This is a genomic window from Burkholderia sp. BCC1996 (assembly GCF_905339955.1).
Taxonomy (GTDB): Bacteria; Pseudomonadota; Gammaproteobacteria; order Burkholderiales; family Burkholderiaceae; genus Burkholderia.
The window spans coordinates 360,077-385,593 of record NZ_CAJPHM010000002.1; the positions used below are offsets into that span (position 1 = coordinate 360,077).

A 25,517-nucleotide genomic window follows, 5' to 3' on the forward strand; every position below is an offset into this window, starting at 1 on the left:
ACCGCAGAATGCCGACGATGGTGGCCCGCCGACGCGCGCGGCGTCAAGCAAGCCCCCACCGCCCGCGCGCTCATTCGGGCTGCGGCGGCAGATACTCCATCTGCGACTCGTCGTACAGCCGGTAGATCAGCGCCTGCATCGCGCGGATGTCCTCCGATTCGTCGAGCATCCGCATGCTCATGATGATCGGCGACACGAGTTTCGGATCGTCGAGCGGCTTGTAGCTGATGTCGTCGCGCTTCAGCCCGTACACGCTGTGCGGCACGACCGACACGCCCTCGCCCATCGCGACGAGCCCGAGCGCGATCTGCAGTTCGCGCGTCTCGTAGATCTTGCGCGGCTGCAGCGCGCGATCGTGGAATGCCGCGAGCACCTGGTCCGCATAGCTCGGCCGCGGCGCCTTCGGGAAGATGATCAGCGTGTCGTTCACGAGATCGTGCAGCGACAGCACGGGTTTCGCGCCGTCGAGCACGTGACCGACCGGCAGCGCGACGATCATCCGCTCCTCGCGCAGCACGACGCGCCGCACGCTCGGGTCCTCGTGACGGATGCGCCCGAACCCGACGTCGATGCGCCCTTCCTTCAGCGCCTTGATCTGGTCCATCGTCGACATCTCGTGCAGGCTCAGCTCGACGGCCGGATACTCGCTTCGAAAGCGCCGGATGATCTTCGGCAGCATCCCGTACAGCGTCGAGCCGACGAAGCCGACCGACATGCTGCGCTCGATCTTGCCGACCCGCTTCGTCATCGATTCGAGCTCGGTCGTCTGCGCGAGCAGCTGCACCGCGTGCGAATAGAAGAACCGCCCCGCGTCGGTCAGCTTCAGCGGCCGCGCGTTGCGCTCGAACAGCGGCACGCCGAGCGCGTCCTCGAGCTGCTGGATCTGCCGGCTGAGCGGCGGCTGCGCGATGTGCAGGCGCTCGGCCGCGCGCGTGAAATTCCGCTCCTCGGCAACCGCGACGAAGTAGCGGAGGTGTCTCAACTCCATGTTCGAACCCTCCCGGACAGGCCACGGACGTTCATTCGGCCCCGCGCGCACACGTGCCGCGCCGGTCGTCCCGTGAGCGCCTGCTCCCGATGCCATGACGATACCTCAGCCCGCGCCGATACCGGCGCGAGCCGCGCCGCGCCCGCCCTCGCGGGCGGCGCACCGCGCAAAGCCGCAAAGCAAAACGGGAAGCCGCCAGGCTTCCCGTTGCTTCATCGACGCCGCGTCGCGGCAGCGTCCCGACCGCGCGTCATGCCTCGGTCGCGTACAGCGCATCGCGCTGCGCGTCGCTCAGCGAGTCGAGCGGCACGTCCGGCAGCCGATAGCAGATCATCGTGCCGTACAGCTCGGCCAGGCAGTTGCTGCCGGCGTCGAGCGCGTAGCCGTCCTCGCCGTCCGGCGCCGGCGGATACACTTCGCGCCACGCGTTGATCGCGGCTTCGATTCGCACGATGGAAACGGGTCCGGCCTTCCGCTCGGCGGGTGATGCGCTCATGGATTCCTCTGGATTGCGCGCTCCGCGGGCCGGGCAGGCCGCGGCGGAACGATGGAAACGCCGGGCGCCGCCGGCCGCCGCAACGGGCGCGCGCCGGATGCCCGATCCGCGCCGCGCTCGTCGCGCCGACCGGGCCGTGGCCCGGTAGGGTCGGGAAATATAACCGGCTTTGACCCCGTGCAGCGCAAAGCCGACAAAAAAAGCGGGTTCGGCGCCGGCTGGAACGGCATCGGGGAACGACGCACGCGTCGGCTACCGACGTCGGCGGCACACCGCGTCGCCCCGGACGCCCCAACGAAAAACGGGAAGCCCGCGGGCTTCCCGTTTTCGTCGCGCACCACGCGGCCGGTGGCCGCACCGGCATCAGCCGACGGTTTCGCGGTTCTCCACGCGCTGCAGCTGCGCGCTGCGGTTCGCGGCCGCCCACGGCGCGATCTCCATGTCCTCGTAGCGCACGAAGCGGCTCTTGTTCAGGAGCCGGTAGCCGAGCCACACGACGAGGAACAGCGGAATGCCGACGTAGGTCGCGGCCACGCCCGCCCAGTCGATCCGGTTCGCGAGAAACGCCTGGTAGTCCTGGCCGAGCGCGATCACGAGACACAGCACGAACGCGAACAGCGGGCCGAACGGAAACCACTTCGACTGGTACGGCAGCTGGTCGACCGCGTAACCCTGCTTCACGTAGCCCTTGCGGAACCGGTAGTGGCTGATCGCGATGCCGAGCCACGCAATGAAACCCGTCATCCCCGACGTGTTCAGCAGCCACAGGTACACCGTCTTGTCGCCGTACAGCGACGTGAAGAAGCACAGCGCACCGACGGCGGTCGTCGCGTACAGCGCGTTGCGCGGCACGCCGCCCGGCGACAGCTTCGCGAACAGCTTCGGCGCACGGCCTTCCGTCGCGAGGTTGTAGAGCATCCGGGTCGACGCGTACATGCCCGAGTTGCCGGCCGACAGCACGGCCGTCAGGATCACCGAGTTCATCACGCCGGCCGCGAACGCGAGGCCCGCGTGGCGGAACACGAGCGTAAACGGGCTCACGCCGATGTCGGTCACGTCGCTCTTCAGCAGGTTCGGGTCGGTGTAGGGAATCAGCACGCCGATCACGAAGATCGCCAGCACGTAGAACAGCAGGATCCGCCAGAACACCTGACGCACCGCGCGCGGGATCGTCGTGCGCGGGTTCTCCGATTCGCCGGCCGCGACGCCGATCAGCTCGGTGCCCTGGAACGAGAAGCCCGCGATCATCGCGACGCCCATCAGCGCCGGCAGGCCGCCCGCGAACGGCGCGTCGCCGATCGTCAGATTGCCCCAGCCGTTGCCCGGCGCGCCCTTCAGAATGCCGAAGATCATCAGCAGGCCGACGCCGATGAACGCGACCACGGTGACGACCTTGATCAGCGCGAACCAGTATTCGGCTTCACCGAAGCCGCGCACGGTCAGCGCGTTGAGCAGGAACATCACGCCGAGGAACGCGGCGCTCCACCAGACGCCCGGCACGTCCGGGAACCAGTAGTGCATCACGAGCTGCGCGGCGACCAGCTCGACCGCGATCGTCACGGCCCAGTTGTACCAGTAGTTCCAGCCGAGCGCGAAGCCGAAGCCTTCGTCGACGTATTTCGCGCCGTAGGTCGCGAACGAGCCCGACACCGGCATGAACGCGGCCATTTCGCCGAGGCTCGTCATCAGGAAGTAGACCATCAGGCCGATCAGCATGTACGCGACCATCGCGCCGCCGGGGCCGGCCTGCGAGATCGACGCGCCGGACGCGACGAACAGGCCCGTGCCGATCGAGCCGCCGATGGCGATCATCGTCAGATGGCGCGCCTTCAGCGCGCGATGAAGCTTGGGTGGGTTCGCGGACGAACCGGGTTGGTCGGAATTCGGGATTGCGGACATAAACGAGACGAACGTTGAGCGGGCCGGCATCCGGGGCCGGCGCATGCGGGATCGGGGCGCGTCGCGCCGCCTGCTGCGATGCATTTCGATGCGGCCCCGATACGCGTTGCGCGCCGGGCGCCAGCGGCGAAGCGCGGATTCTACCTGATTCGCCGTCTGGATCGCTCGGGTCCGGACGCCCCGGCGCCGCATGCCGACGCGGGGTGAGCCGCGACGGTGCACCTCCCCGCCCGATACGCAATTGCGCCGGCGCAATAGCCCGATCCTGTATTAAAACGACAAAATCGATCGATATGCCCTAATAATCAGACAAAATACCGGCTACCCATAATCGCGATTCAAATCGAAACGAACGCCCGGATCACGGTAATGATGCGTAATCGTTCCGAATCGGATTGGCGCATGCATGTTTTGCATCGAGCGGCGAATTTCGGGAATTCGCGAGATAATGCCGACTAATGCGAATTAATCAGAGCGCGGAATCGTCGACGACGCACATATCCGCCGCCTGCCCCGAGGATGATGCCACCCACGCCGCTCGCTACGCTGCGCCGTCATACCGCGACGGCCGTGGCACGCATACTGTCGCCCCGCGGCGTGCTCGTCGCCGGCGTCGTGCTGCTGCTGTTCAGCTGGGGACTCTCGACATCGCTTTTAATCGAGGCACGCCACGACGCGTATGACCATGCGGTCGAAAATGCGCGCAACCTGATGCTGCTGATCGAGCGCGATATTTCCCGCAATATCGAACTGTATGATCTTTCGCTGCAAAACGTCGTCGACGGGCTCGCCGATCCGGAACTGACGGCATTGCCGCCGCGCCAGCGTCACCGGCTGCTGTTCGACCGCGCCGCGACCGGCGCGTATCTCGGCGCCATTTTCGTAATGGATCCGCACGGCAATATCGTGATCGATTCGGCCGCATCGCCGCCGCGACAAGGCAATTTCGCCGACCGCGAGTATTTCACCGTGCATCGCGACCGGCTCGTGCAGGGCCTCTATATCAGCCGGCCCTATGCGTCCCGGCTGCGCGGCGGCGCGCTGACGATCGCGCTCAGCCGCCGGATCACGCTGGCCGACGGCCGCTTCGGCGGAATCGTCGTCGGCACGCTCAACATCGGCTACTTCCGCGCGCTGCTTGACGGGCTCGCGGTCGGCCAGCACGGCAGCGCGGCGATCGTCGAGGACAACGGCGCGCTCGTCTCGCGCCTGCCGTACGATCCGCGCGTGGTCGGCCTCGACCTCCACCACTCCCCGCTCTTCATCAAGGCGCAGCGCAGCAGCGAAGGCGTGCTGACGGGCGTGGGCGCGATCGACGACGTGCGGCGCATCTACGTCTACAAGCATCTCGCGCATCTGCCGCTGATCGTCGACGTCGCGCCCGCCGAGATCGACATCTACGCGCCGTGGCGCCATCGCGCGATCTGGACCGCCGTGCTGATGGGCCTGTTTACCGTGTTCGTCCTGGGAGGCTCGCTCGCGCTGTCGCGCGAACTCGAGCGCCGGCAGGTCACCAAGTTGAATCTGTACCGGCTCGCGCATACCGATTCGCTGACCGGGCTCGACAACCGCGGCACGTTCGATGCCGTGCTCGCGAAGGAGGCGCAGCGCGCGTCGCGCAGCGGCCGGCCGCTGTCGGTGCTGTTCGTCGACGTCGATCATTTCAAGGCGTTCAACGACTACTACGGCCACCTCGCTGGCGACGACGTGCTGCGCCGCGTCGCGCAATCCGCGTCGCGCTGCCTGCGCCGCGACAGCGACCACGTCGCGCGCTACGGCGGCGAGGAATTCGTCGTCACGCTGCCCGACACCGACGCGCAGGGCGCGGCGACCGTCGCCGAAGCGATCCGCCGTGCGATCGCCGGGCTCGACATCGCGCACGTCCGCAGCCCGTACGGGCACGTGACGGCGAGCATCGGCGCGGCGACCACCGCCGGCGGGCGCGTCAACGCCGCGACGCTGCTGCGGCAGGCCGACGCGGCGCTGTACCACGCGAAGTCCGGCGGCCGCAATCGCGTGTCGAACGCCGAGGCGAATACGGCCGACGCGTGACGCGGCGGCCGGCGGCACCCGCGCCGCGCTGCCGTGGACAGCCCGCGCGCGTTCGGCTAGCGTTACGTCAGCCGCACGTGCGGCGCCGGCCCGCCCGCGCCGCACGCGCATTCCGGCCATCCCGCCGGCCACCCCCGCTCCGTCATGACCGCCCAGCTCCCTGCCCGATTCCCGCCGCTCCTGCGCCACGCGCTCCGTCCCCTGCTGGACCCGTACCGCCGCTACCGGCACGCGAAGCTGATCCATGCGGCGCGCGTCGCGCTCGCGATCCTCGTGTCGATCGCCTTGTCCACCGGCCTGCGCGTGCCGCACGGCGAATGGTCGACGATCACCGTGCTGATCGTCGTCGGCGGGCTGCAGCACCACGGCAACATCCGCAAGAAGGCGGCCGAGCGCGCGCTCGGCACGTCGATCGGCGCGCTCGCGGGGCTCGGGCTGATCCTGCTCTACTCCGTCCTGCACGCGCCGCTCACGATCTACCTGCTGATGGCGATCGCGTGCGGGCTCTGCGCGTATCACGCGATCGGCAAGGCCGGCTACATCGCGCTGCTGTCGGCGATCACGATGGTGATCGTGGCCGGCCACGGCGACAACGAGATCGTCGACGGCCTGTGGCGCGCGGTGAACGTGCTGACCGGCATCGCGATCGCGCTGGCGTTCTCGTTCGCGCTGCCGCTCTATGCGACCTACTCGTGGCGCTACAAGCTCGCCGACGCGCTGCGCGCGTGCGCGGCCGTGCATGCGCGGCTCGCGGGCGACCGCCACGTGAGCGACGACGCGCACCTGAAGGAAATGGCCGCGCTGAGCGCGCTGCTGGTGCAGCTGCGCTCGCTGATGCCGTCGGTGTCGAAGGAATGCGACATCCCGGTCACGCAGCTCGAGGCGATCCAGCGCGGCCTGCGCCTGTGCATCGGCTACCTGGAGATCCTGTCGAGCACGGTGCCGGCCCGCGACGACCTCGCCGCACGCGAATACATGCGCATCGAGATGAAGGCGATGAACCGGCGCATCCGCGACACGCTCGTCGGCGCGAGCCGCGCGCTCAAGTTCGGCACGCCGAGCCGGCTCGCACCGCGCCGCCGGCCGGCCGAGCCGCCGCACGACGCCCCGCCGGCGCAGTTGTCGGGCTACGTGTCGATCACGGCCAAGCTGGCCGGCGAAGTGGATCAGTTGCGCGAGAAACTGCTCGATACCGCGCAGGCGTGGAATATCTGAACCTGGAGCTTTGACGATTCGAAGGCCGGCGGACGCCGGGCGCCTCAGGACATCTTTCATTAGCCTTTCATAAAGGTGGCCCGGCATCCTGAGCGCGGATGCCGCACCGGCCGACCGATCTGGCCCCGCCAATCGGGCGTGCGCGCCGGCGCGCCTTCGCCAGTTTCGACCGCCGTCCGAGGCCGTTTCGCGCCGGATTCTCCGGCCGGTTAACCGCCCGTCAGGCCCGTCGCGACAGGCCCGAAGACGTATTGGCGCGAAAATCAGGTCTTGCCCCAACTTCCCGGACAGCCGATACTCGCATATTCCGCGAAATACGATCCCACCGGCTTCAATCCACGGTAATTCCTATGAGCACGATTCTCGAAAGCCTCCCGACCGGCCAGAAGGTCGGTATCGCCTTCTCCGGCGGCCTGGACACCAGCGCCGCGCTGCACTGGATGAAACTGAAGGGCGCCGTCCCGTACGCATACACGGCGAACCTCGGCCAGCCCGACGAAGACGATTACGACGCGATCCCGAAACGCGCGATCGAATACGGCGCAGCCGGCGCCCGCCTGATCGACTGCCGCGCGCAGCTCGTCGCCGAAGGCATCGCCGCGCTGCAAAGCGGCGCGTTCCACATCACGACCGCCGGCGTCACGTACTTCAACACGACGCCGATCGGCCGCGCCGTGACGGGCACGATGCTCGTCGCCGCGATGAAGGAAGACGGCGTCAACATCTGGGGCGACGGCAGCACGTACAAGGGCAACGACATCGAGCGTTTCTACCGCTACGGCCTGCTCGTGAACCCGGACCTGAAGATCTACAAGCCGTGGCTCGACCAGACGTTCATCGACGAACTCGGCGGCCGTGCCGAAATGTCCGAATTCATGAACCAGGCCGGCTTCGCATACAAGATGTCGGCCGAGAAGGCGTATTCGACCGACTCGAACCTGCTCGGCGCGACGCACGAAGCGAAGGACCTCGAAAGCCTCGAAAGCGGCATCAAGATCGTGAACCCGATCATGGGCGTCGCGTTCTGGCGCGACGACGTGAAGATCGCCGCCGAGGAAGTGACGGTGCGCTTCGAAGCCGGCCAGCCGGTCGCGCTGAACGGCGTCGAGTTCAAGGACCAGGTCGAGCTGCTGCTGGAAGCGAACCGCATCGGCGGCCGCCACGGCCTCGGCATGAGCGACCAGATCGAGAACCGCATCATCGAGGCGAAGAGCCGCGGCATCTACGAAGCCCCGGGCCTCGCGCTGCTGTACATCGCATACGAGCGTCTCGTCACCGGCATCCACAACGAAGACACGATCGAGCAGTACCGCGAGAACGGCCGCCGTCTCGGCCGCCTGCTGTACCAGGGCCGCTGGTTCGACCCGCAAGCGATCATGCTGCGCGAAACGGCGCAGCGCTGGGTCGCGCGCGCGATCACCGGCGAAGTGAAGATCGAACTGCGCCGCGGCAATGACTACTCGATCCTGAGCACGAAGTCGCCGAACCTCACGTATCAGCCGGAACGCCTGTCGATGGAGAAGGTGGCGTCGACGTTCTCGCCGCGCGACCGGATCGGCCAGCTGACGATGCGCAACCTCGACATCACCGATACGCGCGACAAGCTGCGCGTGTATTCGCAAGTCGGCCTGCTGACGCCGGGTGAAGCGTCGGCGCTGCCGCAGATCAAGGGCGACGACAAGTAAGTCGCTTCGTTCGACGCCGGGGCGCGTAGCCGATACGCGCTCCGGCCGGGCAGGCCGCATGTGCATCGGTGCATGCGCGGCCTGCTGCTTCTTTCTCTTCCTGCTCTACTCGCGCCACCGCGTCACGCGCGAACGGCGCTGCAAGGCTACGGCAATCGTGGCAAGCTGCCAGTCGTCCGATTTCCGGCCCGGCTCATGACTTCCCTCACCGTCATCCACCTGAACGGCCCGATCAACAGCGGCAAGACGACGATCGGTCGCGCACTCGCGCAGCGACTGCCCGATGCGCGCTTCATCGACGGCGACGATCACGACGCGCCCGACGACGCCCCGTTCGACGTGCAGTGGGCGATCGCGCTGGCGCGCCTCGTCAAAGAGATCGCGCAGGCACGCGAACGTCACCTGGTGATCGCCTATCCGATCGGCGACGCGGAATTCGACCGGCTGCGCGCAGCCTGCGACGCACGCGACGCGCGCCTGTTCGTCGTGACACTCGCGCCGCCGGTAGCGATCGCGGCGTCGGATCGCGGCACGCGCGCGCTGACGGACTGGGAGCGGCAACGTATCGCCGAGATGTATCGAGAAGGGTATGCGGCGCGCGCGTTCAGCGATTGCTTCGTCGACACGTCGAAAGCGTCGGCCGATGCGTGTGCGCAGGAGATCGCACGAAGCGTGCAGTCGCCGAACGTGTAGCGGGGAAACCGACGCGCGCGACGGCCGGAAGTCGCGTCACACCGCGTCGTGGGCAAAGGCCTCGCTCACGCGAGCGCCGGCACCCTCCGCACAGTCGCCACGTCCGGCAACACGCGCTGCCTGCAATTCAATGATGATGCCGCACCCCCGCCACGACCTGCTCGCGCGCGCCCTTGCGGCTCAGCATGAGCGTGACGACCGCCGACACCGCGAGCGTGCCCGCCACCACGTACAGCCCGGCCGCGTAGCCGCCCGTCACGTTCTTGAGCCAGCCGATCGCGAACGGCCCGACGAAGCCGCCGAGGTTGCCGATCGAGTTGATCATCGCGATCCCCGCGGCCGCGCCGGCGCCTGACAGGAACGCGCTCGGCATCGCCCACAGCGGCGCCTTCGCGGCGCTGATCCCGATGTTGACGACGACCAGCGCGAGCACGGTCAGGAGCGCGGTGCCCGCCTGCCCCGCGAACACGAAGCCGATGCACGCGAGCACGCACGGAATCACGACATGCCACGTGCGTTCGCCGGTGCGATCCGAATGCCGTGCCCAGCCGATCATCGCGACGACCGCGGCGATGCTCGGGATGCCGGTCAGCAGGCCCGTCTGCCACGCGGTGAAGCCGAACTGCCTGACCATCAGCGGCGCCCACAGGCCGAGCGTATAGAGCCCCGCCGACGTGCCGAAGTAGATCAGCGCGAGCGCCAGCACGCGCGGGTCGCGCAGCGCCTGCCACGCGCCGGCCGTGTGCCCGGCATGCGCGTGCCGCGCGTCGGCCTCGGACTTCAGCTTCGCGACCAGCCAGTCGCGCTCGTCCGGCTGCAGCCACGCGGCCTTCGACGGCGCATCGGTCAGGCACTTCAGCACGACGAAGCCGAGCAGGACCGCGGGCAGCGCCTCGACGATGTACAGCATCTGCCAGTCGGCGAGCCCGAACAGCGGCGGCATCTGCATGATCGCGCCCGACAGCGGCGAGCCGATCGCGGTCGAGATCGGCGCGGCCGCCATGAACCACGCGGCCGCCACCGCGCGCTGCTTCGCGGGAAACCACAGGCTCAGGTACAGGATGATGCCGGGGAAGAAGCCGGCTTCCGCGATGCCGAGCAGGAAGCGCAGCACGTAGAAGCTCGTCGGCCCGGCTGCGAACGCGGACACCGCCGACACGATGCCCCACGTGATCATCACGCGCGCGATCCAGATGCGTGCGCCGACGCGATGGAGAATCAGGTTGCTCGGCACTTCGAACAGAAAGTAGCCGATGAAGAACAGTCCGCCGCCGAGTCCGAACGCGGTCGGCGACAGGCCGATCGCCTTGTTCATCGTCATCGCCGCGAAGCCGACGTTGACGCGATCGAGAAAGCTGACGAAGTAAAGCAGCATCACGAACGGAATGATGCGCCACATCAGTTTCCGGGCGACGCGGGTTTCCAGATCCGCTTGCATGTGTCTCCTCCTTCGAGGTCGAGCCGCGCGCTGTCCGCGCGGGCTCGGTGGGTACCGCCGGCATTACGACGAAGCGTGCGCGCCGGCGCCCGGCTCGCGTCGAATGCGCGCGTCGCGGGCAAAAAATCCGGGGGGCGGCGAACGGAAGGCGACCGGCTGCGCGTGCGGCCGTCGCCGTTCTCGTCGCCGTTCTCGTCGCCGTTCTCGTCGCCGTTCTCGTTACTGTCAGGCGGCGACCGCCGCGTGCGCGACGCGCTCGCAGACGGCGGCCGTCACCTGCGCGGTCGTCGCGCTGCCGCCGAGGTCGCGCGTATGCAGCGACGGATCGGCCGTCACGGCCTCGATCGCCTGCATCACGCGCGCGGCCGCTGCCGTCTCGCCGAGATGCTCGAGCAGCATCACGGCCGACCAGAACGTGCCGACCGGATTCGCAAGGCCTTGGCCCATGATGTCGAACGCGGAGCCGTGGATCGGCTCGAACATCGACGGATAGCGGCGCTCGGGATCGATGTTGCCGGTCGGCGCGATGCCGAGGCTGCCCGCGAGCGCGGCCGCGAGATCGCTGAGGATGTCCGCGTGCAGGTTGGTCGCGACGATCGTGTCGAGCGACGCCGGGCGGTTCACCATGCGCGCGGTCGCGGCGTCGACGAGTTCCTTGTCCCACGTGACGTCGGGGAATTCCTGCGCGACCTGCTTCGCGATCTCGTCCCACATCACCATCGCGTGACGCTGCGCGTTGCTCTTCGTGATGACGGTCAGCAGCTTGCGCGGACGCGACTGCGCGAGCCGGAATGCGAAGCGCATGATGCGTTCGACGCCGGCACGCGTGAGGATCGACACGTCGGTCGCCGCCTCGATCGGATGCCCCTGGTGCACGCGGCCGCCGACGCCCGCGTATTCGCCCTCCGAGTTCTCGCGCACGATCACCCAGTTCAGGTCGGCCGGCCCGCAGCGCTTCAGCGGCGCGTCGATGCCGGGCAGGATGCGCGTCGGCCGCACGTTCGCGTACTGGTCGAAGCCCTGGCAGATCTTCAGGCGCAGGCCCCACAGCGTCACGTGGTCGGGCACATCGGGGTCGCCCGCCGAGCCGAACAGGATCGCGTCCTTGCCGCGCAGCGCGTCGAGACCGTCGGCCGGCATCATCGCGCCGTGCAGGCGGTAGTAATCGGCGCCCCAGTCGAAATCCTCGAACTCGAACGCAAAGCGGTCGCTGCCGCGGGCCAGCGCTTCCAGCACCTGCTTGGCCGCCGGCACCACTTCCTTGCCGATGCCGTCGCCGGGAATGGTCGCGATACGGTAGGTCTTCATGCTGACATCCTCGATCGATCGTGAGCGTGAACGCACTTTACCGAACCGGAAGTGCGGAAACCGGGGCTATACTCAAAGCATCTTTAACTTCAATTCATGAATCCCGTCATGGCGGATACCGTCCAGCCGGCCGATCTCGGCTTCTTCTCGACGCTGGCCGCGGCGGGCAGCCTGAGCGCGGCCGCGCGCGAGCTCGGGCTGACCGCGGCGGCCGTCAGCAAGCGGCTCACGCAGATGGAGCGGCGCGCGGGCGTGACGCTCGTCAACCGCACGACGCGGCGCATGATGCTGACGCCCGAGGGCGACGTGTATCTCGACTACGCGCGCCGGATCCTCGATCAGATGGACGAACTGGGCGAACTGCTCGGCAGCGCGCGGCAGCGGCCGAAGGGGCTGCTGCGCGTGAACGCGACGCTCGGCTTCGGGCGCAGCCACGTCGGCCCGGCGATCTCGCGCTTCGTCGCGCGTTTTCCGGAAGTGTCGGTGCAGTTGCAACTGTCGGTGATGCCGCCGCCGCTCACCGACGACGCGTTCGACGTGTGCATCCGCTTCGGCGAGCCGCCCGATACGCGCGTCGTCGCGCGACGGCTCGCGCTGAACCGCCGGCTGCTGTGCGCGGCGCCCGCGTATCTCGCGCGGCACGGCACGCCGGGCACGCCGCACGAGCTGACGCGGCACAACTGCATCGGCATCCGGCAAGGCGACGAAGGCTACGGGATCTGGCGGCTGGCGAGCGGACGCGGCGCGGCGCGCAACACGGAAGCCGTGCGGATCAACGGCAACCTGACGACGAACGACGGCGAGATCGCGGTGAAATGGGCGCTCGACGGGCACGGCATCCTGATGCGCGCCGAGTGGGATATCCGCGACTATCTGGCCGACGGGCGCCTCGTCGTCGTGCTGCCCGACTACGAAACGCCGAGCGCGGATATCTACGCGGTGTATGCGCAGCGGCATCAGATGTCCGCGCGGATACGGGCGTTCGTGGATTTTCTGGCGGGGGAGCTGGGTGGGTGACGGGAGGCGGGCGGAAGGCGCTGACGCACGCTGCAGGGCGAGGAGGCACCGGACGTCCCGCGCAAACCGCATGCGGCGTTGAACCGGCCGGTCGTCACAATGCAAATATTTCGGCTATTTTTCATAAAAAACGCCAAAATATTTACACTTTGATCCATGAGACACTATCGGGATGCCGCTTGCCTCAAGCCAAAGTGCTATTATTTTGGCGTTATTCCACAAAAAGCGCTGAAATATTAGCTCCGACCATGGCCAAGAAGACTGCCCCGCTCTTGCCGGCATCCAGTCGGCTGCTTGTCGACTTCGGCGAGCGGCTGAAGTTGGCGCGCCTGCGCCGAAAGCTGACGGCCAAGCAGGTCGCGGAACGCGCGGGCATGTCGCCGATGACGCTTCGCTCACTCGAGGCGGGCAGTTCGGGGGTAACGATGGGGGCCTATCTTTCCGTCATGCAGACGCTCGGGCTCCAGGGTGATCTGGAAAAGCTGGCCGCCGCGGACCCGCTCGGCCGCCAGCTTCAGGACGCCCGACTCGCCACGCCGCGGCGCTCGAAGCAAGTGGCTTCGACACCGGCCGCGGCAGCGCTGCACACGTCCGGCAAGCGCGCTCGCGCGAGCGTTTCTCCCACCGCCCAAGCCGACGGAACGGCGACGACGGCATTCGGTCACGCAGTGCCTGACGAGAATCGCGGCACGACCGCCGCGGATCTCACCGCATTGCTGAAACCCGTGGGCAAGCGACACGGAGGGGCGACCAGGAAATGACGACCATCTCCGTCTATGCAGACTGGGACGGCCTGCCCGCTCCCCGAAAACTCGGTCTTCTGCACAGTCGACAGACACGTGCCAGCGAACGGTTCGAATTCCAGTACGACGCGGTTGCGCTGGATGCACCCGAGTTCGCCGGCGTGCAACTCGACCCCGGGATCGGCCTCTTCGAAGGACCGCAATATCCGGTGCCGCCGCGGCACGCGTTCGGCGCGTTCGCCGATTCGAGCCCCGATCGATGGGGCCGCATGCTGATGGATCGCCGACTGGAGCGTGACGTTCGCGCAGGTCTCCGGCCGAAGGGCACGCGACTCCATGAGTCGGACTACCTGCTCGGCGTCCACGACCTCTATCGAGTCGGCGCATTGCGCTACAAGCTCGACGACACCGGAGAATTTCTCGATGACCGCATCGATCTCGCCGCGCCGCCGTTTGCGGAGATTCGCGAACTGGAGCAAGCCAGTCGGGCACTGGAGGAAGACGTCGACAATATCGCCCCGGACGGTCGCGATTGGCTATCGATGCTCATCGCACCCGGCGGCTCGCTCGGTGGCGCCAGACCGAAAGCCAGCGTAGCCGACGACCGCGGGCACCTGTATATCGCCAAGTTCCCGAGCGCACGGGACGACTACGACGTAGGCGGCTGGGAAATGGTCGTCAATGCGCTGGCGGTCGGCTGTGGCCTGAACGTCGCCCACGCCGAAGCGCGAAAATTCGCCAGCGATTACCACTGCTTCCTGGTGCGACGCTTCGATCGGACTGCTGACGGACGCCGGCTGCATTTTGCCTCGGCCATGACGATGACCGGCCATGTCGACGGCGACGATGCATCGACCGGTGTCAGCTACCTGGAACTGGCGGAAGTTCTCATGCGACATGGCGCGCAACCGAATGCCGACCTGCGCGAACTATGGGCCCGGATCGTCTTCAACCTACTCGTCTCGAATACCGACGACCATCTTCGCAATCACGGATTCATGCTCGAACCGGCTGCGGGCTGGCGACTCTCCGCGGCCTACGATATGAATCCCGTCGCCGTAGCGGATGGTCTCAAGCTCAACATCACGGAAGCGGACAACGCGCTGAACCTCGAACTCGCTCGCGAGGTATGTGAATACTTCCGGCTGAGCCTGAAGGATGCCGACGAGATCATCGATGATTTCCGCGGCGTCGTCGGCCAATGGCGCACGCTCGCGACACGACTCGCGCTTTCTGCCCGGGAACAGGAGCGCATGGCCGACGCGTTTCGCCTCGCAAGCACCTGAGCCCCCGTTCATTCATTCGACGCCCCGCTGTCACGCCGCTGCCGCCAGCCTCCCGTCTGGCTCGCACGCGGCGATCGCCGTCGCCGCCATCTGCCGCAGCGCTGCCCCAGGCACGCTCACACCGGCCCGGTCCTGCGCGGCATCCTCGAAACGCTCCGCGATCCAGTCGACGAACGCGCGCACGCCCGGCGACACGTGCCGGCGCTTCGCATAGACGGCCGACACCGAAACCGCGCCCGGCCGCCACCGCGGCAGCACTTCCTGCAAATGTCCCGCGTCGATCAGCGGCTGCGCGACGACACGCGGCGGCTGGATCAACCCGAGGCCATGCACGCCGCAAGCCAGGTACGCCTGCTCGTCGTCGACGCTGACGATGCCGTCGAGCCGGATCTTGCGCACCGCGCCATCGATCGCGAATTCGAGTTCGGCCGTGCGCTGGGCCGACGCGAACGCGCCGTTGACCGCGCGATGCCCGGCGAGCGCATCGAGCGAACGCGGCACGCCGCAGCGCTCGAGATACGCGGGGCTCGCGCAGGTCACACGCTCGAGTGCGCCGAGCGGGCGCGCAACCAGCGACGAATCGGGCAGCGCGCCAAGCCGGATGCTGCAGTCGACCGCATCGCCGATCAGGTCGGCCGCGCGTCCGGACACGCCCAGCATCAGCACGAGTTCCGGATGGCGCGCATGGAACGCGCCAAGCGCCGGCAGCACGATCGCGTCCGCCACCGCGCCCGGCAACTCGACGCGCAGCGGCCCGCTCGGATGCCGCGCCGCGTTGCGCAGGCTCGCTTCGAGTTCGTCGACGTCCGCGGTGATGCGCTGGCACCGCCGGTAATACGCGTCGCCTTCCGGCGTCGCCCGCAGCGCGCGCGTCGTGCGCACCAGCAACGGCATGCCGAGCGCCGCCTCGAGTTCCTGCACGGTGCGCGTCGCGGTCGCGCGCGAAATGCCGAGCGAGTGCGCCGCGCGCGTAAAGCTGTTCATCTCGACGATGCGCGTGAAGATGCGCATCGCGCGAATCGGATTGTCCACCGGAAACTCCCGCGGAATACGGCATCACGCATCGCGCGCGAACGCGACGCGGCGCATGCCTGTCAGTGAGCGAGCCGCGCCGCCGGCGCGGCGACCGGTTCAGTCGCGCGTGGCCGCGGCCGCGCGGGCCGGCGCGGCGAGCAGCTGCCGTGCCAGCGCGAGCGCCTCGTCACGATTCGCCGCCGCGTTCAACGGATAACCCCAGACCTTCTCGAACGCGGCCGAGAACGCATCGAGCGCAGCGCGCCGCTGCGCGTCGGGCTCGACCGCGATCATCGCGGGAATCCATTCGCGCGATTGCGCGCGATTCGCCTTGCTCCATTTCGCGAGCTGCTTGCGCATCTCGTGATCCTGCGCATCGCGATCGTCGCCGGACGGGGCATCGTCGGTCAGGAACACGAAACGTTCGCGGCGCGCGAGCAACGCGTCGAGCTCGGCCAGCAGGTGCGCGGGATCGCTCGACGGCGAACGCGCGTAACGCAACCACACCAACGGGAATTCAGTCGTGACGATCTGCATGTCGGCCTCCAGATGAGAATGATTCTCATGTTAGAGATCGACGCCCGTCCCGTCATTTCTCGTGCCGGCCAACCGCTTGTTCGATCCGGCCAAGCGCGAGCGTGCCGACCTGGCACGGCACGGTCAGCGCTGCCGGTCGGTCAGGTATTGGGTCGGCGACTTGCCGGTCGCCTTGCGGAACATCGTCACGAAGCTGCTCGCGCTCTCGTAGCCGAGGTCGATCGCGATCTGGTGCACGCGGCGGCCCGCCGTCAGCATCCGCAGCGACAGCGCGACGTGCAGCCGCCGGCGCCAGTCGCCGAGGCTCATGCCGAGTTCCTTCGCGGCAAGCCGCGTGAGGCTGCGCTCGCTGACGCCGGCGCGGCGCGCGAGTTCGGGCAGCGGCGACTTGTCGGCCGGGTCGTCGAGCAGGTGATCGATCAGCCTGCGCAGCCGGCGATCGGCCGGCATCGGCAGATACAGGTCCTCGACCGGCGCCGCGACGAGTTCGTCGAGCAGCGTCGCCATCAGCCGCCCCTGCGGACCGTCGACGTCGTACAGGCTCGGGAAGCTCGCGGCCTTCAGCAGCAGTTCGCGCAACAGCGGCGACATGCCCAGCGTGCAGCAGCGCGCCGGCAGGCCGGGCGCCGCATCGGGCTCGACCAGCACCGCGTAGAACGTCGCGCCGGCCGAACCGCGCGCCGAATGCGTGACGCCGCCCGGAATCCACACCGTGCATTGCGGCGGCGCGCTCCACACGCCGCCGTCGATCTCGCAATAAATGACGCCGCTCAGCGTGTACAGCAGTTGCGCCTGCGGATGGCTGTGCCGTTCGAGCCGCCATTCGGGTTCGACGACCGAGCCGCCGAACACGACGAGCGGACGCGGCACGTGATAGACGTCGGCGTCGGCAGCGGGGTCGGTAACGGGTGGCAGGTCGCGCATGGAGCGATGGTGTCGAAAGCTGCCGGACGGCGTGCCCGCGCAGCCTTTCGTGCTTATACCAGAAAGGCGCCGGCGCGGCCGCGCGGTTCCCGGCCGGCGTCGGCAGACGCGCGCCGATCCGAATACAATGCGTCGATCCCTCGCCGCCTCGCCAACCTTGCCGGAGCCGCCATGTTCGACCTGACCACGCTGGCCACCTTCACCGCCGTCGTCCTGGGCCTGTTCCTGATCCCGGGCCCCGCCGTGCTGCTCGTGCTGAGCCGCACCGTGCAGGGCGGCCGCAAGACCGGCATCCTGACCGGCCTCGGCGTCGCGAGCGGCGACTTCGTGCATACGCTGTTTGCCGCCGTCGGGCTGTCGGCGCTGCTGATGACGTCGGCGCTCGCGTTCAACGTCGTGAAGCTGGTCGGCGCGGCTTACCTCATCTACCTCGGCGTGCGCGCGCTGCTCGACGGGCCGTCCGATCCGTCGCTGCCGAAGGTGCCGCCCGTCACGCCGCTGACGGCGTACCTGCAGGCGATTCCCGCCGAAGTGCTGAACCCGAAGACCGCGCTGTTCTTCCTCGCGTTCATGCCGCAGTTCGTGCATCCGGAACGCGGCTCGACGTTCGTGCAGTTCGCGGTGCTCGGGCTGATCTTCGTCGTGCTCAGCTCGCTCTATACGACGCTGATCGCATGCTCGATCCGTCCGCTCGGCCGCGTCGTGAAGCGGCTTGCGTGGCTCACGCGCTGGCAGGGAAAAATCATCGGCTCGATCTTCATCGCGCTCGGGCTGCGCGTCGCGGTGCAGCAGCGCTGACGCGGGTTTCGCGTGACGTCCGACGCGGCGGCTGCCGGCGAAATCCTCTATACCGATCCGCGTCTCGTCGCGGTCTACGACCGGTTCAACGCGGGGGACCGCGACTTCGCGTTCTACGCATCGCGCCTCGGCACCGCGCGGCAACGGATTCTCGATCTCGGCTGCGGCACCGGCACGTTCGCGCGTCGGCTTGCGGCGGCCGGACACGACGTCGTCGCGATCGACCCCGCACCCGCGATGATCGACCATGCGCGACGCCAGCCGGGCGCCGGCGCGGTGCGCTGGCTCGCGTGCGATCTCGGCGGCCTGCCGCCCGGCGCGCCGTTCGATGCCGTCGTGATGACCGGGCACGCGTTCCAGTGCCTGCTGACCGACGCGGAGATCGATGCGACGCTGTGCGGCGCGCGGCGCGTGCTGGCCGACGGCGGGCGCTTCCTGTTCGAGACCCGCAATCCGCGTGTCGAGCCGTGGCTTGGCTGGACTCCGGCGGCGTCGGCCACCCGCATCGATTCGCCCGAATTCGGCAGCGTCGAACTCCACCATGCGGTGACCGCGGTCGACGGTCCGATCGTGTCGTTCGACTCGGTCTATCGGTTTCATCGCGACGATACGCAAGTGAAGAACGCGAGCCGGCTGCGCTTCATCGCGCAAGCCGACCTGCAGGCGCGTGTCGCGGCCGCCGGCTTCTCGTCCGCCGACTGGTGCGGAGACTGGAACGGTGCGCCGTTCGACGACGCGGCCAGTGCGGAGATCATCGCGATCTGCCGCGCATGAATGGTGAAACATCGTTCACGCGCGGCTACCGCGCAGCGAGCATCCGCGAATCGAGTCCGACCCGGTCGCGTCGTACCCCGATTCGGCCAACACACGTCGGCCGGCAGCCAGTGAAGAAAACGACAAGAATAGATGGAAGCATCATGCTTTGAAGAGCTTGCGCCGCACGACTGAAGGGGCGATCGAAGGTGAAGCAAATGAGTAACGATGATTTTCAGGTGATGGAACTGGCGAACGGCAAGCCGGTGAAGATGTGGACACAAGGCGTCGCGGTCGAGGACGACGCGCGCGCGCAGTTGCGCAACACCGCACAGATGCCGTTCATCTTCAAGCACGTTGCGGTGATGCCGGACGTCCACCTCGGCAAGGGCTCGACGATCGGCAGCGTGATCCCAACGAAGGGCGCGATCATCCCGGCCGCGGTCGGCGTCGACATCGGCTGCGGGATGATGGCCGCGCGCACGACGCTCACGGCAGCGGACCTGCCGGACGCACTCGGCGGGCTGCGCAGCGCGATCGAACGCGCGGTGCCGCACGGCCGCGCGCCGGGGCGCCGCGATCCCGGCGCATGGGGCGATCGCACGCCGGCCGCCGTGACCGAGTCGTGGAAGTCGCTGCTGCCGGGCTTTCAGCGGATCGTCGGCAAGTATCCGAAGCTGGAGAAGACGAACCACTACGCGCATCTGGGCACGCTCGGCACGGGCAACCACTTCATCGAGGTGTGCATCGACGAAGCGGATCGCGTGTGGTTCATGCTGCACAGCGGCTCGCGCGGCGTCGGCAACGCGATCGGCAGCCTGTTCATCGAACTCGCGCAGGCCGACATGCGGCAGCACATCGCGAACCTGCCGGATCGCAACCTCGCGTATTTCACCGAGGGCAGCCGGCACTTCGACGATTACGTCGAAGCAGTGGGCTGGGCGCAGGACTACGCGCGCCGCAACCGGCAGGCGATGATGGATGCGGTGATCGGCGCGGCGCGCGGCGTGATCGCGAAGCCGTTCGCGGTCGACGAGCACGCGGTGAACTGCCACCACAACTACGTGCAGCGCGAACGCCACTTCGGCGAGGACGTGCTTGTCACGCGCAAGGGAGCCGTATCCGCGCAGAAGGGACAGCTCGGCATCATTCCGGGCTCGATGGGCGCGAAAAGCTTCATCGTGCGCGGGCTCGGCAATCCGGAGAGCTTCTGTTCGTGCAGCCACGGCGCCGGCCGCGCGATGAGCCGGACCGAAGCGAAGCGCCGCTTCACGGTCGACGACCAGGTCAAGGCGACGCGCGGCGTCGAATGCCGGAAGGACGCGGGTGTCGTCGACGAAATTCCGATGGCCTACAAGGACATCGATGCGGTGATGGCGGCGCAGCGCAGCCTCGTCGAAGTGGTGCACACGCTGCGTCAGGTGGTGTGCGTGAAAGGATAGCGCGGCGCGCGGCCGAAGGCCGGGCGGCCGCGCTCGATGAAAGATCCGTGGCCGCGACCGTATCGCACGTCCGGTGCGGCCGACGACCGCGGTGATGCGCCACCTTCAAGTCACGCGCCGACGATCGAGATCGAAAACCCGTCCCAGCCCTTCAGCCCGACCGTTTGCAAGGCGGTCGTCGTGAGGTTCGGCTCGGCGACGATCCGCGCGAACCCGTCGCGCACGCCGACGACGTCCGGCTCACGGTTGTCCGGATCGGCCACGCGCCCGCCCCGCACGACGTTGTCGACGACGATCACCGTGCCGGGCCGCGACAGTTTCAGCGCGGCGTCCAGATAAGCGGCGTTGTTGTCCTTGTCCGCGTCGATGAAGATGAAGTCGAACGGCGCCTCGCCCGCATCGACGAGCCGCGCGAGGCTGTCCTTCGCGCTGCCGACCACCACCGACACGACATCCGCGAACCCGGCGCGCGCGATGTTCCGCGTCGCGACCTTCGCGTGATCGGGGTTCAGTTCGAGCGTCACGAGCCGGCCGTCCGGCGGCAACGCGCGCGCGAGCCAGATCGTGCTGTAGCCGCCGAGCGTGCCGACTTCGAGGATGCGCCGTGCGCCGCGAATCGTCGCGAGCAGCTGCAGCAGCTTGCCCTGGTTCGGCGCGACGTTGATCGCGGGCAGCCCGGCCGCGTCGCTCGCCGCGAGCGCGGCGTCGAGCGCGTCGTCGGTCGGCACGAGCGTCGCGGAGAAATACGCATCCACCTTGTTCCACTGATCCTGGTCCATCGCGCACCCTTCATCCGAGGAAAAACCCATTCTATGCGCGGCGGCTCCATAAGCAACAAACCATTCGTTCTAAGGACGGCAGCGCACCTGCTCCTATAATCGCTCGACCACGACAACAACAGATGGAGCACTCATGACCGATCAGGCCTCTTCGAACTGGCGCCTCGAAACCATCGCCGTGCACGGCGGCTATCGACCCGACCCGACCACGCGCGCGGTCGCGGTGCCGATCTACCAAACCGTTGCGTACGCATTCGACGACACGCAGCACGGCGCAGACCTGTTCGACCTGAAGGTCCAGGGCAACATCTACACGCGGATCATGAACCCGACGACCGACGTGCTCGAACAGCGGATCGCCGCGCTCGAGGGCGGCATCGGCGCGCTGGCGCTGGCGTCGGGCCAGGCGGCCGTCACGTACGCGATCCAGACGATCGCGGAAGCCGGCGACAACATCGTGTCCGCCAGTTCGCTGTACGGCGGCACCTACAACCTGTTCGCGCATACGCTGCCGCAATACGGCATCACGACGCGCCTCGCCGATCCGCGCGACCCCGCGTCGTTCGAGCCGCTGATCGACGCGCGCACGAAGGCGATCTTCGCGGAATCGGTCGGCAATCCGCTCGGCAACGTGACCGACATCGCCGCGCTCGCGGAAGTCGCGCATCGCCACGGTATCCCGCTGATCGTGGACAACACGGTGCCGTCGCCGTACCTGCTGCGTCCGTTCGAACACGGCGCGGACATCGTCGTGCACTCGCTGACGAAGTATCTCGGCGGCCACGGCACGAGCCTCGGCGGCGCGATCGTCGATTCGGGCAAGTTCCCGTGGGCGCAGCACGCGGACCGCTTCAAGCGGCTCAACGAGCCCGACGTCAGCTATCACGGTGTCGTCTACACCGAAGCGTTCGGGCCGGCCGCATATATCGGCCGCGCGCGCGTCGTGCCGCTGCGCAACATGGGCGCGGCGATCTCGCCGTTCAACGCGTTCCAGATCCTGCAAGGCATCGAGACGCTCGCGCTGCGCATCGAGCGCATCAGCGACAACGCGCTGAAGATCGCGCAGCATCTCGCGCGCCATGAACACGTCGAATGGGTGAACTACGCGGGGCTGCCCGATCACCCCGATCATGCGCTCGTCGCGCGCTACCTGTCGGGCCGCGCGCCCGGCATCCTGACGTTCGGCGTGAAGGGCGGACGCGACGGCGGCGCGAAGTTCCAGGACGCGCTGAAACTGTTCACGCGGCTCGTCAACATCGGCGACACGAAGTCGCTCGCGACGCATCCGGCCTCGACGACGCACCGCCAGCTGTCGCCGGCCGAGCTCGCGAAGGCCGGCGTGAAGGAGGAAACGGTACGGCTGTCGATCGGCATCGAGCACATCGACGACCTGCTCGCCGACCTCGACCAGGCGCTCGCGCAGCTGTGAGCCGAAGCGGGCGTGCCGACACGCCCGCTTCAAGGTGTTCAATCGCCGGTCGATGCCGGGGGGCGCAGCACCCGCATCGGCGCCTACGGCTACGCGAGGGATCGTCAATCTCGGGCTGCGCCATTGCTTCTGATCGGAATATCGACCGCACACCGATACGCGCGTGACGAAAACTTCATCTTCCGATCAGGTTCGCGATGGATCGCGTCGCATACCATCGAATGCGTGACGGGTGATGCCCGTTGCGAACCACGCAAGCGTATCGCTGTCGCACGGCACGATCACGCGTTGGCCCGGACACTGCGAGTGCCGGGCCTTTTTTCTTCTTTGCGGAATTCCGTGGACCGGGCTCGCCGATCCGGTTCGGCCAACCGCACGTTCGCGAAGCAGCCATCTATCCGGTGCGGGATCGTTCAAAGCGATACGACCCGCGACGACCCCCGGGCATCCATTGGATTGCTATGAGCGTCGCTTGGGGTTCCACGCCTTGTGTACGAACTCGAGACGGTTGCCGTCGAGGTCGGCGACGTTGGCGGCGTAGTAGCCGGGGGCGAAGTAGGTACGATCCGCCGGTCTTCCCTCATCGATGCCGCCGGCCTTGATTGCGGCTGCGTAGGCAGCGTCGACGAGTTCGTTCGTATCGCAGACGATCCCCAGGTAAAGCCCGGTCTCGCCTGGCTGACGTTTGCGTAGCCAGATGCTTGATCCAACCCCCTCTCCCTTGCCGTACACATCGTCGCCGATGCCGTAGAGATCGGGGACGCTCGCCGGGCCATTCGCGGAGTCGTAGTTGCCGAATACGCTCCAGCCGAGTGGCTTCAAGGCTTCGGAGTAGAAGATCAGCGACTTCTCGATGTCGGTGACTGAGATGTAAACGTGATCGATCATTTGCCCGCCTTCGACGTGGATGGGTGCTGTTCGTGCATAACTATAGTCGACAGCCGCGCATGTGGCGCGGGGATATGACTGCATCACGGCGTGACGTTGCGCTTCGGGAACAGGCACGGATGCGTGTTCACGTAGAAGTTCGGATTGCCGCATCGATGCCCCGCATGGTCGATCTGTTCGCCGGGCATCAGGCCGGTGGGCACCGCATCGCGCACGGCCTTCGGCGCGGACGATCCGACGGTTCCGGCTTCGGGCGTCGGCAGGCGACATGCTCCGCTTCCCGCTCATCGCATGCATGACCCGCGACGATTGCATCACGTCGGCCAGACCCGCACGTCACGCCCCTCGGCCCCGCAATCTGACGCATTTGTCATCTGCCGATCACGGTCACGCTCGGCGGCTTTCGCATACTGGGCTCATGGATCGCCACCCGGCGGCCTCATCAAGGAGAGCTTCATGAAAACGGCAAGACTCGCAGCCCTGTTCGTCACCGCCACGCTGTCGCTCGGCGTCGCCTCGCAAGCCGCCTTCGCGCAAACGCACACTCAAACGCAGGGCAAGACCCGCGCGGAAGTCATCGACGAACTCAAGCAGGCGCAGCACGACGGCGTCGTGCCGACGAGCAAGACGCAGTACCCGCCGACCAGCGAGATCATCGCGCGCAACAAGGAACTTCACGGGATGTCGGTGCATGCCGGCGAGAAGTCGCCCCAGGCCGACAATCACGACAGCCTCGCGACGCGCTGATGCGAGTCAGGCGTGGGTGCTGCCCGGCGATCGCCGGCGGCGTGCCGCGCGCCGCCGGATCGCGGCGAACGTGCGGCCGCGCCGTGCGGTGCGATCGCAGCACCGCAGGAAGGTGAAGTTCGGGCAGACGACACTGCCGGCTGGATAGTGTCCGCAACGCAACCTTACGAGTTGCCCCGCTTCGCACGCCGGCGTTGCACCAGCCAGTCGAGCAACTGCCGTCCGTCGCGTTCGCCGAACCATCGCGCATGCCCGATCAGATAACCGTCGTACGCAACATCGACGATATCCGGTGCATTGACGATGCAGCCGAAATACGCGACTTCCGACAGCGCGAATTCGGTATGCACGATCGGCAGCATCGCGACCAGCGCCGCATACGCGTCGTCGCTCAGCGGTTCGAGCGATTCGTAGCCGTCGAGCAGCGCGCCGATCTGTTCATGCTCGACGCGACGTGCATCGGCCGGCGCCATCCAGTCGATCGCGTTGCGTTCGATCGCGAGCGCGAGATCCATGACGGCGCACGTGCGATCCGACAGGCCGAAATCGAGCACGGTCCGCACCTGCGCGCCGGGCGCGGCGTCCGTCCACAGCAGATTCGACGCATGCCAGTCGCCGTGTGTCCACAGCGGCGCCAGCGCGGGCAGCAGCGGCACGAGGCGCGCGTGGTACGGGCCGATCGCGTCCGCGACATCGCCGCGCCAGTCGCGCGTGCCAAGCGCGCGCACCAGCAGCGGCTGTGCATCGACCCAGCGTTCGAGCGCACCGGGAAGATCGGCGGACGACAGCACCCGGAAACTCGACAGCAGCGTGCGCACGGGCCGCGCCGGCGCATCGTAGCCGGCCGACGCGCGATGCAGTTCGGCCAGCGCGCGGCCTGCCGCGTACGCATGCGAAGGATGCGTGAACGGCTGCCACGACATCACGCCGCGATACGCATCCACACCTGGCGCCACCACGTGCACTTCATAGGTCCAGTCGCCGGATGCGAACGCGGTCGCGCCGTCGCGACCAGCGAGCACGTCCGCGACCGGCACACCGCGATCGCGCAGATGCGCGATGAAGCGATGCTCCTCCTCGAGCCCGGCGACGTCGCGCAGGCTCGCGTGATGACGCTTGACGAACAGCGCGCGCGCGTCGGTCGTGTGCACCAGCACCGCCGCGGAGAACGGCCGCGGGCTGTGCCACGTAAGCCGTGCCGGCGCGCCGACGCCATCGATCCGCGCAAGCACGCCCGCGACTTCGTCGTGCGTCATCAGCGGCCAGTCGCGTTCGGCCTGCTCGCCGTCGACGCCGAATTGCGGCGGCGCGACGTCCCGCATGTCGGTGACGTCACGCGATGCAGGCGCGTCCGGCTCGAGTGGAAATGACATGAACGACGTCGCT

Annotated in this window: 23 protein-coding genes; 12 read left to right on the plus strand and 11 right to left on the minus strand. The window is 67.7% G+C overall.

Translation table 11 applies throughout. From position 1 onward, the window contains the following. Positions 1 to 70: 70 nt before the first annotated feature. The 3 genes from U4Z64_RS03695 to U4Z64_RS03705 form a co-directional block, all read right to left on the minus strand. A complete protein-coding gene (locus U4Z64_RS03695; protein WP_044848082.1) occupies positions 71 to 988 on the minus strand; it encodes a LysR family transcriptional regulator in 918 nt (305 codons plus the stop codon). Positions 989 to 1,238: 250 nt separating this feature from the next. Then, positions 1,239 to 1,484 carry a DUF3717 domain-containing protein gene (locus U4Z64_RS03700; RefSeq protein WP_044848083.1) on the minus strand — a complete coding sequence of 82 codons (246 nt, stop codon included), beginning with the start codon at positions 1,482 to 1,484 and terminating at the stop codon, positions 1,239 to 1,241. A 363-nt stretch (positions 1,485 to 1,847) separates the two neighbouring features. Continuing rightward, a complete protein-coding gene (locus U4Z64_RS03705) occupies positions 1,848 to 3,383 on the minus strand; it encodes an amino acid permease (RefSeq protein ID WP_321819263.1) in 1,536 nt (511 codons plus the stop codon). A 519-nt stretch (positions 3,384 to 3,902) separates the two neighbouring features. On the opposite strand from U4Z64_RS03705, the gene U4Z64_RS03710 reads away from it, so the two are divergent. From U4Z64_RS03710 to U4Z64_RS03725, 4 genes are all read left to right on the plus strand, one after another. Beyond that, positions 3,903 to 5,435, plus strand: a complete 1,533-nt coding sequence (locus tag U4Z64_RS03710) for a diguanylate cyclase (RefSeq protein ID WP_415750551.1) — start codon at positions 3,903 to 3,905, stop codon at positions 5,433 to 5,435. Between the two features lie 144 nt (positions 5,436 to 5,579). Further along, positions 5,580 to 6,650 (plus strand): FUSC family protein, encoded by a 1,071-nt coding sequence (locus U4Z64_RS03715; RefSeq protein ID WP_321819265.1) that lies wholly within the window; start codon positions 5,580 to 5,582, stop codon positions 6,648 to 6,650. 350 nt (positions 6,651 to 7,000) lie between these two features. After that, positions 7,001 to 8,335, plus strand: coding sequence for an argininosuccinate synthase (gene argG, locus U4Z64_RS03720; RefSeq protein WP_044848086.1), 1,335 nt, complete (start codon positions 7,001 to 7,003; stop codon positions 8,333 to 8,335). Between the two features lie 195 nt (positions 8,336 to 8,530). After that, positions 8,531 to 9,028: a shikimate kinase gene (locus U4Z64_RS03725; protein ID WP_321819266.1), complete on the plus strand. Its 498-nt coding sequence runs from the start codon at positions 8,531 to 8,533 to the stop codon at positions 9,026 to 9,028. Between the two features lie 127 nt (positions 9,029 to 9,155). On the opposite strand, the gene U4Z64_RS03730 is transcribed toward U4Z64_RS03725, so the two are convergent. Continuing rightward, positions 9,156 to 10,466 carry an MFS transporter gene (locus U4Z64_RS03730; RefSeq protein ID WP_321819267.1) on the minus strand — a complete coding sequence of 437 codons (1,311 nt, stop codon included), beginning with the start codon at positions 10,464 to 10,466 and terminating at the stop codon, positions 9,156 to 9,158. Between the two features lie 225 nt (positions 10,467 to 10,691). After that, positions 10,692 to 11,774, minus strand: a complete 1,083-nt coding sequence (locus U4Z64_RS03735; protein ID WP_321819268.1) for a tartrate dehydrogenase — start codon at positions 11,772 to 11,774, stop codon at positions 10,692 to 10,694. Between the two features lie 108 nt (positions 11,775 to 11,882). On the opposite strand from U4Z64_RS03735, the gene U4Z64_RS03740 reads away from it, so the two are divergent. The 3 genes from U4Z64_RS03740 to U4Z64_RS03750 all read left to right on the plus strand — a co-directional run bounded on the left by U4Z64_RS03740 (position 11,883) and on the right by U4Z64_RS03750 (position 14,820). Beyond that, positions 11,883 to 12,791 (plus strand): LysR substrate-binding domain-containing protein, encoded by a 909-nt coding sequence (locus U4Z64_RS03740; protein ID WP_321819269.1) that lies wholly within the window; start codon positions 11,883 to 11,885, stop codon positions 12,789 to 12,791. Between the two features lie 248 nt (positions 12,792 to 13,039). Next, positions 13,040 to 13,552 (plus strand): helix-turn-helix transcriptional regulator, encoded by a 513-nt coding sequence (locus U4Z64_RS03745; protein WP_321819270.1) that lies wholly within the window; start codon positions 13,040 to 13,042, stop codon positions 13,550 to 13,552. Next, positions 13,549 to 14,820 carry a HipA domain-containing protein gene (locus U4Z64_RS03750; RefSeq protein ID WP_321819271.1) on the plus strand — a complete coding sequence of 424 codons (1,272 nt, stop codon included), beginning with the start codon at positions 13,549 to 13,551 and terminating at the stop codon, positions 14,818 to 14,820. The genes U4Z64_RS03745 and U4Z64_RS03750 overlap by 4 nt, the downstream gene beginning before the upstream one ends. Positions 14,821 to 14,850: 30 nt before the next feature. On the opposite strand, the gene U4Z64_RS03755 is transcribed toward U4Z64_RS03750, so the two are convergent. The 3 genes from U4Z64_RS03755 to U4Z64_RS03765 form a co-directional block, all read right to left on the minus strand. Continuing rightward, positions 14,851 to 15,852, minus strand: coding sequence for a LysR family transcriptional regulator (locus tag U4Z64_RS03755; RefSeq protein WP_321819272.1), 1,002 nt, complete (start codon positions 15,850 to 15,852; stop codon positions 14,851 to 14,853). Between the two features lie 99 nt (positions 15,853 to 15,951). After that, positions 15,952 to 16,371: an ATP--cob(I)alamin adenosyltransferase gene (locus U4Z64_RS03760; RefSeq protein WP_124528896.1), complete on the minus strand. Its 420-nt coding sequence runs from the start codon at positions 16,369 to 16,371 to the stop codon at positions 15,952 to 15,954. A 123-nt stretch (positions 16,372 to 16,494) separates the two neighbouring features. Further along, positions 16,495 to 17,295, minus strand: coding sequence for an AraC family transcriptional regulator (locus U4Z64_RS03765; protein WP_124528898.1), 801 nt, complete (start codon positions 17,293 to 17,295; stop codon positions 16,495 to 16,497). Between the two features lie 171 nt (positions 17,296 to 17,466). On the opposite strand from U4Z64_RS03765, the gene U4Z64_RS03770 reads away from it, so the two are divergent. The 3 genes from U4Z64_RS03770 to U4Z64_RS03780 all read left to right on the plus strand — a co-directional run bounded on the left by U4Z64_RS03770 (position 17,467) and on the right by U4Z64_RS03780 (position 20,288). Beyond that, complete coding sequence (locus tag U4Z64_RS03770; protein ID WP_044848096.1) at positions 17,467 to 18,093, plus strand: LysE family translocator; 627 nt, start codon at positions 17,467 to 17,469, stop codon at positions 18,091 to 18,093. 12 nt (positions 18,094 to 18,105) lie between these two features. Next, positions 18,106 to 18,867 carry a class I SAM-dependent methyltransferase gene (locus U4Z64_RS03775; protein ID WP_321819273.1) on the plus strand — a complete coding sequence of 254 codons (762 nt, stop codon included), beginning with the start codon at positions 18,106 to 18,108 and terminating at the stop codon, positions 18,865 to 18,867. A 197-nt stretch (positions 18,868 to 19,064) separates the two neighbouring features. Then, the gene (locus tag U4Z64_RS03780; protein WP_321819274.1) at positions 19,065 to 20,288 is read left to right on the plus strand and encodes an RtcB family protein; all 1,224 of its coding nucleotides are present in this window, start codon (positions 19,065 to 19,067) and stop codon (positions 20,286 to 20,288) included. Between the two features lie 110 nt (positions 20,289 to 20,398). Here U4Z64_RS03780 and U4Z64_RS03785 read toward each other — a convergent pair whose 3' ends face one another. Continuing rightward, positions 20,399 to 21,067, minus strand: coding sequence for an O-methyltransferase (locus U4Z64_RS03785; protein WP_044848099.1), 669 nt, complete (start codon positions 21,065 to 21,067; stop codon positions 20,399 to 20,401). Between the two features lie 133 nt (positions 21,068 to 21,200). Here U4Z64_RS03785 and U4Z64_RS03790 point away from each other — a divergent pair, with 133 nt between their 5' ends. Next, positions 21,201 to 22,496, plus strand: coding sequence for an O-acetylhomoserine aminocarboxypropyltransferase/cysteine synthase family protein (locus U4Z64_RS03790; RefSeq protein WP_321819275.1), 1,296 nt, complete (start codon positions 21,201 to 21,203; stop codon positions 22,494 to 22,496). 459 nt (positions 22,497 to 22,955) lie between these two features. Here the strand turns inward: U4Z64_RS03790 and U4Z64_RS03795 are convergent, their stop codons facing one another. After that, on the minus strand, positions 22,956 to 23,384 hold the full coding sequence (locus U4Z64_RS03795) for a VOC family protein (RefSeq protein WP_124520339.1): 429 nt from the start codon (positions 23,382 to 23,384) through the stop codon (positions 22,956 to 22,958). A gap of 456 nt (positions 23,385 to 23,840) precedes the next feature. Here U4Z64_RS03795 and U4Z64_RS03800 point away from each other — a divergent pair, with 456 nt between their 5' ends. Further along, positions 23,841 to 24,131, plus strand: a complete 291-nt coding sequence (locus tag U4Z64_RS03800; RefSeq protein WP_321819276.1) for a DUF4148 domain-containing protein — start codon at positions 23,841 to 23,843, stop codon at positions 24,129 to 24,131. A 164-nt stretch (positions 24,132 to 24,295) separates the two neighbouring features. Here the strand turns inward: U4Z64_RS03800 and U4Z64_RS03805 are convergent, their stop codons facing one another. Further along, positions 24,296 to 25,504: a phosphotransferase enzyme family protein gene (locus U4Z64_RS03805; RefSeq protein WP_321819277.1), complete on the minus strand. Its 1,209-nt coding sequence runs from the start codon at positions 25,502 to 25,504 to the stop codon at positions 24,296 to 24,298. Between the last annotated feature and the right edge of the window lie 13 nt (positions 25,505 to 25,517).

Coding starts and splice junctions, on each gene's coding strand:
- U4Z64_RS03695 (WP_044848082.1), bottom strand. CDS start 988: ATGGAGTTGAGACACCTCCGCTACTTCGTCGCGGTTGCCGAGGAGCGG.
- U4Z64_RS03700 (WP_044848083.1), bottom strand. CDS start 1,484: ATGAGCGCATCACCCGCCGAGCGGAAGGCCGGACCCGTTTCCATCGTG.
- U4Z64_RS03705 (WP_321819263.1), bottom strand. CDS start 3,383: ATGTCCGCAATCCCGAATTCCGACCAACCCGGTTCGTCCGCGAACCCA.
- U4Z64_RS03710 (WP_415750551.1), top strand. CDS start 3,903: ATGATGCCACCCACGCCGCTCGCTACGCTGCGCCGTCATACCGCGACG.
- U4Z64_RS03715 (WP_321819265.1), top strand. CDS start 5,580: ATGACCGCCCAGCTCCCTGCCCGATTCCCGCCGCTCCTGCGCCACGCG.
- argG (WP_044848086.1), top strand. CDS start 7,001: ATGAGCACGATTCTCGAAAGCCTCCCGACCGGCCAGAAGGTCGGTATC.
- U4Z64_RS03725 (WP_321819266.1), top strand. CDS start 8,531: ATGACTTCCCTCACCGTCATCCACCTGAACGGCCCGATCAACAGCGGC.
- U4Z64_RS03730 (WP_321819267.1), bottom strand. CDS start 10,466: ATGCAAGCGGATCTGGAAACCCGCGTCGCCCGGAAACTGATGTGGCGC.
- U4Z64_RS03735 (WP_321819268.1), bottom strand. CDS start 11,774: ATGAAGACCTACCGTATCGCGACCATTCCCGGCGACGGCATCGGCAAG.
- U4Z64_RS03740 (WP_321819269.1), top strand. CDS start 11,883: ATGGCGGATACCGTCCAGCCGGCCGATCTCGGCTTCTTCTCGACGCTG.
- U4Z64_RS03745 (WP_321819270.1), top strand. CDS start 13,040: ATGGCCAAGAAGACTGCCCCGCTCTTGCCGGCATCCAGTCGGCTGCTT.
- U4Z64_RS03750 (WP_321819271.1), top strand. CDS start 13,549: ATGACGACCATCTCCGTCTATGCAGACTGGGACGGCCTGCCCGCTCCC.
- U4Z64_RS03760 (WP_124528896.1), bottom strand. CDS start 16,371: ATGCAGATCGTCACGACTGAATTCCCGTTGGTGTGGTTGCGTTACGCG.
- U4Z64_RS03765 (WP_124528898.1), bottom strand. CDS start 17,295: ATGCGCGACCTGCCACCCGTTACCGACCCCGCTGCCGACGCCGACGTC.
- U4Z64_RS03770 (WP_044848096.1), top strand. CDS start 17,467: ATGTTCGACCTGACCACGCTGGCCACCTTCACCGCCGTCGTCCTGGGC.
- U4Z64_RS03780 (WP_321819274.1), top strand. CDS start 19,065: ATGAGTAACGATGATTTTCAGGTGATGGAACTGGCGAACGGCAAGCCG.
- U4Z64_RS03785 (WP_044848099.1), bottom strand. CDS start 21,067: ATGGACCAGGATCAGTGGAACAAGGTGGATGCGTATTTCTCCGCGACG.
- U4Z64_RS03790 (WP_321819275.1), top strand. CDS start 21,201: ATGACCGATCAGGCCTCTTCGAACTGGCGCCTCGAAACCATCGCCGTG.
- U4Z64_RS03795 (WP_124520339.1), bottom strand. CDS start 23,384: ATGATCGATCACGTTTACATCTCAGTCACCGACATCGAGAAGTCGCTG.
- U4Z64_RS03800 (WP_321819276.1), top strand. CDS start 23,841: ATGAAAACGGCAAGACTCGCAGCCCTGTTCGTCACCGCCACGCTGTCG.
- U4Z64_RS03805 (WP_321819277.1), bottom strand. CDS start 25,504: ATGTCATTTCCACTCGAGCCGGACGCGCCTGCATCGCGTGACGTCACC.